Here is a 12,630-nt window from a genome sequence, read left to right as displayed (position 1 = left end):
TTTCAAACTACGTATCCTCCTTGAATTTTAGAATTTAATATTGTTAAATTTGTATAATTTACCTTTTTATATCACATACATATACTATCAAAAAAATATAAGAATATGTGGGTTGTTATTATCTTGTAATATTATTAAAAGTAATACTATTTTTTGTAAACAGATAAAAACCCTTGATACAGTAGTCTTCAACAGTTTTATTTAGATAAAATTAAATTTATTTAAAAAGAAATTTGTAATATTTTTTATAGTAAAATTGAAGCAAGGACGTATCGTGTAAGAGGTAGTTTGAATTGTTTTTAATGATTTAAACTTGTAATAATTTTTGTATTTTCTTGATAAGATACCTACTTAAAAGTAAATAAATTATACTATTTTTTTATTCTCAACAAATATTGTACAATTATTGTAAGACACTATTTAAAAGAGGAGTATAAGATGTCAAGTTCTTCAAATTTAGTAAATCATCAACATCAAAACGCACGTTCAAAAGATAATACTCAACAAAACCATGCATATCGTAAAGTTTGGCTATTTTTTACATATTATTGGCTTATTTTTGGGATTGGCTGTTATTTAGGTCAATATTTGCCTGTAGAATGGCGACGTCCTTTATCAATTACATTATTTGTTATTGTATTAGCGACGTTATTTATTAAAAGAGCACGTAAATATGGTCTTATTATTTCGCATATCTATGCTATTATTATTGGCTTATTATCGTATGCAACATTTTCAATGTATATGCAAAATTTAGGCGCAGACGTTTTTTATAAAAATATATTGTTAGCCATTATAGCGTTCATTGTATTTGGAATATTGGGGTATTTTGTTATTAATGATGCTTCTAGCTTAGGTAAATATTTATTTGTAACGTTAATTGCCCTTATTATTGCTAGTCTAGTTGGCTTATTTATTCATAATTCAATATTCCATATCGTTATTACAATGGTTAGTTTAGTCTTGTTTTTACTATATACATTATTTGATTTTAATCGTATGAAACATGGTAGATTTACGCCAAGAGAAATGGGTTTTAATTTATTTCTTAATTTATTAAATATCATCAAAGATATATTGAATTTAGCAAATCGCTTTAAAAACTAGACATTCATATTTATAATAAGTTGAATATTTAGAAAAGATGTTTTCACATTGTTTTCAAAACATTTTAAGTAAAGAGTAGTCTAAAGCTGTTTATTTTATTAAAGTAAGAAGGCAATCATGGAGCATCTTTTTTAAATGATTATGAAATATATTTAATATAAAATTAAACTTAATTTAATTTTATACGTATTTTTGATTTAGTATTAATGTTGTGATAGATTTACATTTAAACACTTATAAATTAGCATTTTTATATAAACACATTAAAAGAAGGACTACCAAGATTAGAAAGAGGTTAGTATATGTCTAATGGGTATTTTCACCTACTTACTAAGCATGAATATCAAATGACACGTTGTCAAGATGGTATTATATTGCTGTTCCCAATAGAAGGTTCATTAGAAATTCAACATTTTGCCAAAAAAGTGACGATTAATAATGATATCTACGTCATAAACAATAAAGATATTTTTTCAATTAATAAGAATGAGAAAACAATAATGATTTATATTGCAAGTGATTGGTTTAAAGAAGAAGGATTTAATTTCTTTGATTATAAATATTCAATTAATTTAGTTAAATCTATTAATGCAATAAAAAAAGCATTATTACAGATAACAATGAATCATATTAATCATAAATCTGTTTCAGAAGATAACAAATACATAGTTGACATTGTTCAAATTATTGGAAGACAAGGCAGTGTTGAAATAGATATTGCTAATGATCAATATAATTATGCTTATTATGGGGAGTTAAGTGAAGTATTAGACTATATTAATGAAAATATTGAAAAGAAATTAACATTAAAAGACGTTTCATCTAATCTATTTACATCTAAATCTAATTTATCATCACAATTTATACAGTTGTTAAATATTAGTTTTAAAACTTATGTAGACACTTTGAAGATTGCAAATTCATTTGAATTATTATTGAAAACAGACGATACGATTAGTTTAATTAGTGAAAAAGTAGGGTTTAGTAATGCATCAAGTTATTCTAAAACGTTCAAAAGTTATATGGGAATGACACCAAATGAATATAGATCGTGTAATAAATATGAAAAAATGATTTTTATGGATTATGAAACGCATATTGATGATAGTCTACAAAATATAAGAGATATGATTCAGTCACAACAATATTATTATCAAAAGAAAACAGAACATAAAATATATATCGATTCAAAATTAGATACGTTTATTAAACCTTATCAATGTATAGTACAGATCAATACGATTGAAGAAATAAAACTGTTATTTTTAGAGAAATATATCGATTATCTTGACGAGAGTCCATCATTAATGATTTATGTAAGAGTGGATATGAAGGAAATAAAAGAACACTTCACTGTTAAAGAACTTCAGCGAATATTTGAATATATTATTAGAAAAAATCTAAATATAAGTTTTAAACTTGAGGATTTAAATCTAATTAACTTCCTTGAAATGACATATGAAAATGTATTAGATTATCTTGAAATAAACCAAGTTGAAGTAAATGTAAATCACGAATTAGGTATTGTTTTTGATTTAGAAAAGATTGATTTAAAAGCCATTTATCGTATGATATTAAAAATACAACATAAAACAAATCGGTTTTCTTTTGGATTAGAAATTAGTAACTTGCTAAATAATCCAGTTTTATTTAAAACTTTAGAATCGCAAATTAAAAGAGTGAATTTCCAATTTCTGTTTATTGATAATTCAAAACTAAATCAACCCTATTTAATAGAAGATAATAATCGTTTATTAGTAAAGAATATATTACGTTATCAAAATATACGTGAAATTTTAAATCACATTGATTTAGAAAATCAAAGAATAATATTTTTAAACGTTGAAAATCATGTATTTTTAAATAGTGAATATAATGACTTAAATAGTAGTGCCCCGTTAATTGTAGAAACAAATATTAAATCAGCTCAACACTTTGACGGTATTGGTTTCAATTTTAGACAGGATAGTCATCAATTTAATGCTTTACATCTTTTTGATGAAAAAGGTTTTAAAACAATATTAGGGACAATGATGGCACATATCATGACGCTTAGTCAGGAACCAAAATACATTAAAGATCATTATATAGTGATTGAAAAAGAAAATAAATTCATACTATTTATATATGATTGGCGTGTTCTAGAAAGTGAATCACGAAATGCTAATTATGAAAAAACTGATATATATGTAGATTTTAAACATAAGACAAATAAAAATCATCTTATAAAAATTCAAAAGATTGATGATTATAACGGCAATATTAATCATATTATTACTGAAGACATACGTAATCGTTATCAATGGTCTAAAACATTCTTGAAGAAAGTAAATCGTTTATTACATTCTTCTTTTAAAATTAGAGAACATGACTTTAATAAAGAGGCATTACAAATTAAACTTGATTATAACGGGCTTTATATAATTGAGATATATAAATAATAAATTTCATCTCAAAAAAGTTTTGCACAACAATATTTGAGTTTGTTGGTAAATTTAACAAAAAATTCAAAACAAATGCAAAAGACAGAACTCCAAAATTAAAGGATAATATATGTTGAATTGTTCGCTTTTATTGGAGGTGCAAATGCTTGAGTAACGATGAATTAAATCGCTTGCTGAAAATCTATAAACAATATAAAGCGTTGTCTGAATATATAGAGAAAGAATACAAACTAACCTTAAATGATTTAGCTTTATTAAAATTAGCTTATGAATACACAGCAGACGATCAAATTTTAATGCAAACATTCTTAAAAGTTGCAATTGAAGAACTAGAATTAAGTAGAACAAAATTACTTGTTTCTATACGCAGATTAATAGAAAAAGAGAAATTAAGTAAAGTTCGATCAACAGAAGATGAACGTAAAATTTTTATCTATATGAACAAATCTAATATTGATCAATTTAATGCTTTATTTAATGATGTAGAAAGATTTTTAGATAATTAACTAAATGAATTGGGAGAGTACTGACAAGGGGATGCTTTGTCAGTATTTTATTTTTTATAAGGAAGTAACGTTTTTTTCAATTTAGACAATAAATTATTAATACTATATAATAAGTAGTATTGAGTAAGAAAGCGAGATGACAATATGGGACGTAAATGGAATAATATTAAAGAAAAAAAAGCCCAAAAAGATAAAAATACTAGTAGAATATATGCAAAATTTGGTAAAGAAATTTATGTAGCAGCTAAATCAGGAGAGCCAGATCCTGAATCAAATCAAGCATTAAGACTTGTGCTAGAAAGAGCAAAAACATATTCTGTTCCAAATCATATTATAGATAGAGCCATCGATAAGGCTAAAGGCGGTGGAGATGAAAATTATGACCATCTACGGTATGAAGGATTTGGTCCAAGTGGTTCCATGCTTATTGTAGATGCCTTAACTAATAATGTGAATCGTACAGCATCAGATGTTAGAGCAGCATTTGGAAAAAATGGTGGTAATATGGGTGTATCTGGTTCAGTGGCTTATATGTTTGACCATACTGCAACGTTTGGTGTCGAAGGAAAATCTGCCGATGACGTCCTAGAAACATTGATGGAACAAGATGTAGATGTAAGAGACGTTATTGAAGAAGATGGCTTGACGATTGTGTATGCAGAACCTGATCAATTTGCACAAGTACAAGAGGTACTACGTCAATCAGGTGTAGAAGACTTTAAAATTGCAGAGTTTGAAATGTTACCTCAGACTGATATTGAACTTTCAGCAGATGATCAAGCAACACTTGAAAAACTTATTGATGCACTTGAAGATTTAGAAGATGTTCAAAATGTTTTCCATAATGTGGACTTAAAATAGTGAAACACACGGCTTCGTTTTGGATACAATCGTTAGACTTGGAATCTCATCCAGAAGGTGGATATTATAAAGAAACTATTCGACCGGAGGGTGTAAAGAAAGATGAAAGGGCATCTTTTAGTAGTATACTTTTCTTATTAAAAGCAGATGATATTTCGCATTTTCATCGTATAGATGCTGATGAAGTATGGTATTATCATGCTGGTGTATCACTAGAGATACATATGTTAACTGAAGATGGCCAATATCGTAGTGTCTTGTTAGGTCCAAATGTAGACCATGGAGAAGTACTACAATATGTTGTTCCCAAAGGAACCATTTTTGCTTCGAGTGTACCTCATTCGGAAGGTTATAGTTTAGTAGGCTGTATGTGTCAACCTGCATTTGAATTTAAGTATTTTGAATTATTCACACAAGATGAGTTGACAGAAGCATATCCACAATATCGCCGAATGATTCAAAAATATGCATTGAAAAACATTGAGTATTAATAATTAGACACTTCATTCATCTAGTTAAGTATAACTACATGAATGAAGTGTCTTTTTTAAAAAGATTTATTTTAAAAAGAGATAGAGGACAACATTTCTGACCATTTTCTATTCAGCCGTGCCAAAAAGTTCATTAGCTAATTCTACAACATAAGCTAATTTGTTCCATTGTTCTTGTTCAGTTAGAGCGTTGCCTTCTTCTGTAGAAGCAAAACCACATTGTGGACTAATACAGATATGGTCAATATTTACATATTGTTCTGCTTCTTTAATTCTTTTTTTAATTGTGTCTTTATTTTCCAATTCACCTGTTTTAGAGGTGATAAGTCCTAGAACTGCATAAGCATTGTCATTAAAGAAACGAAGTGGTTCGAAATCACCTGAACGTTCATCATCATACTCTAAAAAGAAACCATTTAAATTTTCTTTAAATAGGTAAGGGGCGATGGCTTCATATCCTCCAGAAATTGCCCAAGTTGATTTATAGTTACCACGACAAATATGAGTAGTCAGAATTAAATCATTTGGTAGTCCTTCGATCGCTTTATTAATCACTTTATAGGCTAAATCACGTGCTTTTAGTTTTTCATCTTCAGAGCGTTGACGACCTCTCACTTTTTGAGTACCGTCAGTTAAACCAGCCCAGTATACGTCATCTAATTGAATATAGCGTGCTCCTAAGTCATAAAATGCTTGTAACGTCTCATGATAAACTTTTGCAATATCATTTGCAAAATCTTCTATATTAGGGTAAATCGTTTCATTTAAAATATTAGGGTGGAATAATTGATTTGGACTAGGTATTGATACTTTAGCAGTTGCGCGACCAGCCACTTTTTTATATAAAAACTTAAAGTGTTCAAAGTGTGGATGATTTGGATTAAATGATACTTTGTCCACAATTCTCACATTATGTGCACGTGTTTCTACACCTTCAAATTCTAATCCGTGGTCAGGAGTATATCCTTCTACGCCATTAATATTCTCCAGAAAATCAAAGTGCCACCAACTTCTACGAAATTCTCCATCTGTAATGCTATGTAAACCAATCTCAATTTGTTTTTCAATAATACGTTCGATTTCTTCATCTTCAATACGTGTTAATTCTTCTAAAGATAATTCGTTATTATTAAACTTAAATCTCGCTTCTTTTAGGCGTTTAGGACGTAATAAACTTCCCACGTGATCTGCTCGAAAAGGTCTAACTGTCATATATAAAACGCTCCTTTTATTTAGAATTTTCAGATAATATAGAATAAAACTATCAAATCTTAGTGTTTTTGTCAATTTTACCTAAAAATTTAATAGTTGTAGTAAAATGAAATTGAAAAATTAATAAATTTATATGCTAAAAGTAATAAAGCATGGCATAAGATGACATGGTTTACTTAGTTTAATATAATAATGACAAGGAGTTGGTGGCTTTATGAAAATTAAATACATAGATAAACGTCACTGGCGTCGCCTAATTGAACGTGATTACATAGAAGTTAAGGTAAATAATAATAGGTTTAAAGGTATTATTGGCTTGGTCACGATGAAAAAGGTGCGTGAGCCTTTAGAGGTGACGGTGGTCGATCAAAATGTAGTTGTAGTAGATAATAACTATAAATGGCTACAAATTTTGCCAGAAAAAAAACGCTATAGTATTACTGCAATGTTTGATGATAAGGGGAATCCATTAGAGTACTATTTTGATATTAACATTAAAAATATTACTCAAAAAGGGAACGCGAGAACATTAGATTTATTTTTAGATGTGTTGGTTTTACCATCCACTGGTGAATATGAGTTAGTAGATGAACATGATTTAGAACTAGCTTTGAAAAATGGACAAATTACGAAGAAACAATACCATGAAGCCTATATTATCGCTCATCAATTGATGATTGAGATTGAGGACAATTTTGCAGAGATACATCATCGAATTATGCATTGTTATAAAAAGATGATAGGTAAATTAAATAAGCATAAGAAAGCGTAATTATATTTCTTTAATACTAAAACAATAATGAAATAGTATCAATTTTATTTACCATCATAGCCGTATTCGTGGATAAACATAAGGGGGAAGCTATGAAAATTGAAGATTATCAATTACTAATTACATTAGATGAGACGAAAACGTTAAGAAAAGCTGCTGAAATTTTATATATATCACAACCAGCAGTCACGCAACGCTTAAAAGCAATTGAACATGCGTTTGGAGTAGAAATATTTATTCGTACTAAAAAACAATTAATTACTACTACAGAAGGTGCAATGATTATCGAACATGCACGTGATATGTTGAATCGAGAAAAAATGTTTTTCGATAAAATACAAGCACATATAGGGGAAGTAAATGGAACCATATCTATAGGATGTTCATCTTTAATTGGACAAACAATATTGCCCCGTGTATTGAGTTTGTATAATACACAATTTCCTAATGTAGAAATACAAGTTCAAGTGGGTTCAACAGAGCAAATTAGATCTAATCATAGAGATTATCACCTTTTAATTACCAGAGGGAATAAAGTAATGAATTTAAAAAATATCCATTTATTTGATGATGAACATTATTTTATTTATCCAAAAGAACGTCATGAAGATGTGTCAAAGTTACCATTTATTGAATTTCAAGCAGATCCAATATATATCAATCAAATTAATCATTGGTATAGTGAAAAATTTGGACAAGATTATCATGCTACCATTACAGTAGATCAAGTGGCAACATGTAAAGAAATGCTAATAAGTGGTGTAGGAGTAACTATTCTTCCAGAAATAATGATGAAGAATATTGATCATCACGTATTTGAATTTGAAAAAGTCAACATTGATGGTCTTCCGTTAATCCGCTCAACGTATATGAGTTATGATAGTAGTATATTGCAACTACCACAAGTTGATGCTTTTGTTTCTTTAATGCTTAATTTTACTAAATAATAGTTAATCAATATTGCAATTTAAAAGAAGAATAGAGGTATAATATATGTTTTCAGCACTATTGCATATTAAAAACTATAAATTATTTCTTATTAATATGATGCTCTTAGGAATGGGTATTGCCATTACAGTGCCATACTTTGTTTTATTCGCAACAAATGAACTAGGAATGTCGACAAATCAGTTTGGTGTTCTTTTAGCTTTGGCTGCAGTCAGTCAATTTACTGTAAATGCGATTGTTGCTAGATTTTCAGATACACATCATCTTAATCGGAAAATACTTATTATTTGTGCATTATTTATGGGAGCACTTAGTTTTTCTATATATTTTTACATCCATCATATATGGCTATTTATTATAGTATATGCGATATTTCAAGGATTATTCGCACCTGCAATGCCCCAATTATATGCATCCGCTAGAGAATCTATTAATGCGTCTTCATCCAGAAATAATGCAAAATTTGCTAATACTGTCTTAAGATCAATGTTCTCTTTTGGCTTTTTATTTGGTCCACTCATTGGTGCATATCTCATTCAATTTATGGGCTACGCAGGGCTATTTGGCGGCACAGTTATCATTTTATTATTTACACTGTTGTTACAAATATTCTTTTATAAAGATTTAAATCTGACTATAAACGAACAAGTTAAAGATACTGCTAGTATTGAAATAACTGCACCTAATATGTTAAAAGATAAAGCTTTATTTATTCCATTTATTGCTTTTATACTTCTACATATTGGTCAGTGGATGTATACAATGAATATGCCATTATTCGTTACAGAATATTTGAAAGAACGAGAAGGTTATGTAGGTACTTTAGCAAGTTTATGTGCTGGCTTAGAGGTGCCTTTTATGGTTATATTAGGGATTTTAGCATCCAAATTATCTACACGCACTTTGCTTATACTAGGAGCCATAAGTGGGGGTCTATTTTATTTTAGTATTGGTATATTTGAAAATATATATATGATGATGATAGGACAAGTATTTTTAGCATTTTATTTAGCGATTTTATTAGGACTGGGTATTAGTTATTTCCAAGATATACTACCTGACTTTCCTGGTTATGCGTCGACTTTATTTGCTAATGCAATGGTAATAGGACAATTATGTGGAAATTTATTAGGTGGCGTAATGAGTCATTGGGTTGGATTAGAAAACGTTTTTTATGTTTCTGCCTTATCTATTTTTATTGGTATGATTTTAATATTGTTCACTAAAGATCAAAAGTTTACATCCTCAACTATGAATATACAATAATTAAAAGAAATGATTATGTATGAAAATAAAAGTCTGGGACTTTAAATCCTTCGACAAATGAAAAAGACCACTTTTTCTATTGAAATAATAGAAAAAGGGTCTTTTTTATAATTATTTAATTTATATGTAGCTCAAAGAGTTGTTATGTTTTTGAGAATAATGTTCTAAGCTCTTATTTCATATTTTTATAACACAGTATTTGAATCTTCATCAACAAAATGATGTTCTATATAGAAAGCAATAGGTGTAATAATTATAGAAATGATAATAAATGCCCAATTATTAATTTGAATACTAGGTCCATATGCTAAAAATGACTGTGGAATAAAAAATACATAAAATAGTGCTACTACTAGTAATGCAATAATACAGTAATTAAACCACCAAATCCAATGCGAATTATTAAAACACTGTAATTGAACAGTTTTAAAAACGACTAAAATAAAGAGAAATATAATAGTTAAACCAATGATGAGCGTAATAGGAAAGGTATATAAATATACTTCATTATGATTATCAGGAACAAAAAAACCGATAAACCCCTTAAAGAAAAAGAATATACCCATTAAAAAGATAAAATTTCTAAAAATAGATTTAACAATATTTTTAAATGTTTCATTTGGTAGGGATTTAAGTTGTTTTTTAGCGTGTGCTTTTGGGTCATGATCGAAAAATTCAAGAGCTAAAGTTCCATCATTTTCTGCGGCAAGTAACTCCTTCAAAATACGATTGAGCATGAGTTCACTATCATGCGGATTTACACGTAAATCTGATCTAATATAAGTCATATAGTTTTCAAAGATTTCTCGATCCGTATTATTTAAACGCATGGATTTCACGTTGTTTTCGCGGGCTAATGTTGCAGTCGATTTCATTTATTATCCCCTTAAAAATAAAAATGTTTAAAAGTTTTAAAAGTTGATTATTATATATTAAATATGAATAATCATATCATAGTTATGTAAAGAATATAATGTATAAATAGGGAGAATATAAAATGAGAAGTCTTTCAATTACTGATGATCAATTAATTGAGAATATTGCAAGTATTCATGAATATTACTTAGAAAAAAGTGGATTAAATTATCATGCTACAACGCTCTCTATAGCTTTAAGACAAGAAATGATTGAGAGAAGATTAAACATGAACCAAGATATTATTTATGTTATTGAGTCAAAACATGATTTTAGAGAACCTTCTGCTTTCATTTGGGGTCATTTTGAAACGAGTACGAAAGTGGTAACGATTGAAATGTTATATACACACCCTCATTGTCGAAACAGTGGGATAGCTACTAATTTAAAATTGGCATTAGAACAATGGGCGATAGAAAAAGATGCACATTCTATCGAAAGCACAGTGGATGCGAATAATGAACAAATGATTCATATCAATCGTGAACAAGGATATGATATAACTCATGTTAAAATGCGAAAAGACTTAAAATAATAAAATGAATCATGCCACATTTCATGTTAAAATAAGTGTTATTGATATATATTTAAAGGAGAAATATATGAAGAAGTGGATTGTACTTTTACTATTAGCGACTTTAATATTGTCAGCATGTGGTAAAAGTGAAGAAAAAGTATCTTTAGAAAATGATATTAAACAGCTAGAAAAAGAAAATAAAGATTTAAAAAATGAAAAAAATAATCTAGAGAAACAAAAAGAAAAGCTCAATGCGCAACGAGAAAAGTTACAAAAAGAAGTAGATAGTTCTGTTGCCAAAGAATCAGTTAAACAAGAAACTGAAAAATCCAAAAAGGATAACTCAAGTCAAACGAATTTATCAAATGAAAGTTCTAGTAGTACTGAAGAACAAAGTAGTGACTCAAATAGTGAACAATCAAGTAATAATACAAGCTCTAGTTCGGCTACAGAGAACAACTAATATCGGTTTTAAAAGGCTGCAGGTTTGGCGATAGAATAAGAAGGGTAATAGTACTTAAATACATTTTGAATATAATATCCATATATTTGAAAATAAAGTTTAAAAATATAATAATAAAATTCAGCACATAATTTATAGTATTGGAGAGATAACTATGCATGAACATGATTTTCAAATTCTAGAGGGACGTGACCTTACACTTCCAGAATTAGGTAAAGAGATTGAAAATATTACTGGACGTACAGTAACTCATTCAACTGGAGACATTAAACGTGTTGTAGCACACTTGCCAAATTTTGAATCAGAAAGTGATACATTTGTAGCTACTTTTAAACTTAATCATCGTAATGATTATATCGATGCAACATTTGTAGCACCTAAAAATCAACGTAATAAGTTAAAAGAAATTCCAGTACATATCGAATTAATAAGTTATATTTCAAAAAATTAATAATTTTTTAATCAAAATGAACGAAACGAAGTGTGTTATGGTTATATACTCCATGTCACACTTTTTTCATAATTGTATTTGGGTAATGGAGTGTGGATAAATGGTTGTTTATATAGAAACAGAAAGATTGAGATTGCGTGATTGGGAAGAAAAAGATTTATTATCTTTTCAAAAAATGAATGCAAATCCTCAGGTAAGACGCTATTTTCCAAGTCTATTAAGTTATAGACGTTCAGAATTAGATATGCAACGAATGGATGATATTTTAAAAGAAAAAGGAATTGGGCTGTTTGCTGTTGAGCTTAAAGAGACAGGAGCATGGCTAGGATATATAGGGTTAAACTACTTACCAAAAGATAGTAAATATCCTTTTGAAAATTTACCTATATATGAAATTGGATGGCGACTTATCCCTGAAGTATGGGGGAATGGTATTGCTACTGAAGGTGCTATGGCTGTTTTAGAGTATGCAAAAGAAAAAGGCATAGAAGAAGTATTTAGTCTTACTGCTGAGGGGAATTTGGCCTCTCGAAAAGTAATGGAAAAAATTGGGATGTCATTATTTGATTATTTTGAACTACCTGACCTAAGTAAATATCATCCACTTAAAAGACATGTAAGATATCAAAAAAAGTTAAACATATAAATATTAATAAATAAATACTAGAAGATAAATA

At 28.5% G+C, this 12,630-nt stretch carries 14 protein-coding genes; 12 read left to right on the top strand and 2 right to left on the bottom strand.

Annotated features, from left to right (window positions below; translation table 11 throughout):
- The first annotated feature begins 438 nt into the window (after nucleotides 1–438).
- The 5 genes from NSU06_RS09680 (at nucleotide 439) to NSU06_RS09660 (ending at nucleotide 5,409) form a co-directional block, all read left to right on the top strand.
- Nucleotides 439–1,107, top strand: a complete 669-nt coding sequence (locus tag NSU06_RS09680) for a Bax inhibitor-1/YccA family protein (protein WP_048761295.1) — start codon at nucleotides 439–441, stop codon at nucleotides 1,105–1,107.
- Between the two features lie 302 nt (nucleotides 1,108–1,409).
- Nucleotides 1,410–3,548: a helix-turn-helix transcriptional regulator gene (locus NSU06_RS09675; RefSeq protein WP_070443339.1), complete on the top strand. Its 2,139-nt coding sequence runs from the start codon at nucleotides 1,410–1,412 to the stop codon at nucleotides 3,546–3,548.
- A gap of 149 nt (nucleotides 3,549–3,697) precedes the next feature.
- Nucleotides 3,698–4,057 carry a transcriptional regulator, SarA/Rot family gene (locus NSU06_RS09670; protein WP_002449574.1) on the top strand — a complete coding sequence of 120 codons (360 nt, stop codon included), beginning with the start codon at nucleotides 3,698–3,700 and terminating at the stop codon, nucleotides 4,055–4,057.
- A 144-nt stretch (nucleotides 4,058–4,201) separates the two neighbouring features.
- Entirely contained in the window at nucleotides 4,202–4,918 is a 717-nt protein-coding gene (locus NSU06_RS09665; protein ID WP_049382103.1) for a YebC/PmpR family DNA-binding transcriptional regulator, read from the top strand.
- Nucleotides 4,918–5,409, top strand: a complete 492-nt coding sequence (locus NSU06_RS09660) for a cupin domain-containing protein (protein WP_049335017.1) — start codon at nucleotides 4,918–4,920, stop codon at nucleotides 5,407–5,409. Before NSU06_RS09665 ends, NSU06_RS09660 begins: the two co-directional genes overlap by 1 nt.
- Nucleotides 5,410–5,517: 108 nt before the next feature.
- Here the strand turns inward: NSU06_RS09660 and NSU06_RS09655 are convergent, their stop codons facing one another.
- Nucleotides 5,518–6,621, bottom strand: a complete 1,104-nt coding sequence (locus tag NSU06_RS09655) for a 5-methyltetrahydropteroyltriglutamate--homocysteine S-methyltransferase (RefSeq protein WP_049382104.1) — start codon at nucleotides 6,619–6,621, stop codon at nucleotides 5,518–5,520.
- Between the two features lie 214 nt (nucleotides 6,622–6,835).
- Between NSU06_RS09655 and NSU06_RS09650 the strand changes: the two genes are divergently transcribed.
- The 3 genes from NSU06_RS09650 (at nucleotide 6,836) to NSU06_RS09640 (ending at nucleotide 9,607) form a co-directional block, all read left to right on the top strand.
- Nucleotides 6,836–7,393, top strand: coding sequence for a DUF402 domain-containing protein (locus NSU06_RS09650; RefSeq protein ID WP_017175988.1), 558 nt, complete (start codon nucleotides 6,836–6,838; stop codon nucleotides 7,391–7,393).
- 92 nt (nucleotides 7,394–7,485) lie between these two features.
- A complete protein-coding gene (locus NSU06_RS09645; RefSeq protein ID WP_017175987.1) occupies nucleotides 7,486–8,340 on the top strand; it encodes a LysR family transcriptional regulator in 855 nt (284 codons plus the stop codon).
- A gap of 46 nt (nucleotides 8,341–8,386) precedes the next feature.
- Nucleotides 8,387–9,607: a sugar efflux transporter gene (locus tag NSU06_RS09640; protein ID WP_017175986.1), complete on the top strand. Its 1,221-nt coding sequence runs from the start codon at nucleotides 8,387–8,389 to the stop codon at nucleotides 9,605–9,607.
- Between the two features lie 185 nt (nucleotides 9,608–9,792).
- Here the strand turns inward: NSU06_RS09640 and NSU06_RS09635 are convergent, their stop codons facing one another.
- Nucleotides 9,793–10,482, bottom strand: coding sequence for a DUF1129 family protein (locus NSU06_RS09635; protein WP_017175985.1), 690 nt, complete (start codon nucleotides 10,480–10,482; stop codon nucleotides 9,793–9,795).
- Between the two features lie 122 nt (nucleotides 10,483–10,604).
- Between NSU06_RS09635 and NSU06_RS09630 the strand changes: the two genes are divergently transcribed.
- The 4 genes from NSU06_RS09630 to NSU06_RS09615 all read left to right on the top strand — a co-directional run bounded on the left by NSU06_RS09630 (nucleotide 10,605) and on the right by NSU06_RS09615 (nucleotide 12,599).
- Entirely contained in the window at nucleotides 10,605–11,057 is a 453-nt protein-coding gene (locus tag NSU06_RS09630) for a GNAT family N-acetyltransferase (RefSeq protein WP_019834911.1), read from the top strand.
- 67 nt (nucleotides 11,058–11,124) lie between these two features.
- Nucleotides 11,125–11,502 (top strand): SA0632 family lipoprotein, encoded by a 378-nt coding sequence (locus tag NSU06_RS09625; protein WP_049420403.1) that lies wholly within the window; start codon nucleotides 11,125–11,127, stop codon nucleotides 11,500–11,502.
- A 154-nt stretch (nucleotides 11,503–11,656) separates the two neighbouring features.
- Nucleotides 11,657–11,953, top strand: coding sequence for a hypothetical protein (locus tag NSU06_RS09620; protein ID WP_049420405.1), 297 nt, complete (start codon nucleotides 11,657–11,659; stop codon nucleotides 11,951–11,953).
- Between the two features lie 100 nt (nucleotides 11,954–12,053).
- On the top strand, nucleotides 12,054–12,599 hold the full coding sequence (locus NSU06_RS09615; protein WP_017175981.1) for a GNAT family N-acetyltransferase: 546 nt from the start codon (nucleotides 12,054–12,056) through the stop codon (nucleotides 12,597–12,599).
- The last annotated feature ends 31 nt before the right edge of the window (nucleotides 12,600–12,630 follow it).

The sequence above is a fragment of the Staphylococcus sp. FSL W8-1270 genome, assembly GCF_038007165.1.
GTDB classification, from domain to species: Bacteria; Bacillota; Bacilli; order Staphylococcales; family Staphylococcaceae; genus Staphylococcus; species Staphylococcus hominis.
This window is presented reverse-complemented; position numbering and strand designations above follow the sequence as displayed.